1 rRNA gene is annotated in these 477 nt (G+C 44.0%); it reads right to left on the bottom strand.

From position 1 onward, the window contains the following. Positions 1–350 precede the first annotated feature (350 nt). Positions 351–466, bottom strand: a 5S ribosomal RNA gene (rrf, locus tag EDI28_RS26390). Between the last annotated feature and the right edge of the window lie 11 nt (positions 467–477).

Below are 477 nucleotides of genomic sequence, written 5' to 3' on the forward strand. Positions count from 1 at the left end.
GCTAGTAACGAGAACTCGAATTGACTGTGCCAAATAATAAGTAAACTTAAAATTTGTATTGGTCACTCAGTTCATTGATAAATCTTTCGACTTAACTCTTTCACGAGTGCCCACACAGATTGCATGGTCAAATTGTTAAAGAACGTTGACTTTCAATGCCTTGGCGTTGAACGCTTCGGCAAGTAAGGAAGCGTATAATACGCCTTTCTGATATCCAGTCAAGACAAAGTTTTCATCTTTTTTATCATCCGATTAAAAAGAAAAAACCTTCTGTTGACGCCGCTCGCATTGCAATCAGCCGGAGCGAAACAAAAGCCCGCTGAAACCAGCGGGCTCTCTTTCAATTTGAAGCCTGGCGATGTCCTACTCTCACATGGGGAGACCCCACACTACCATCGGCGCTATTACGTTTCACTGCTGAGTTCGGCATGGGATCAGGTGGGTCCATAATGCTATGGTCGCCAAGCAAATTCTGGT

Source organism: Photobacterium chitinilyticum (genome assembly GCF_004104355.1).
Lineage (GTDB): Bacteria > Pseudomonadota > Gammaproteobacteria > Enterobacterales > Vibrionaceae > Photobacterium > Photobacterium chitinilyticum.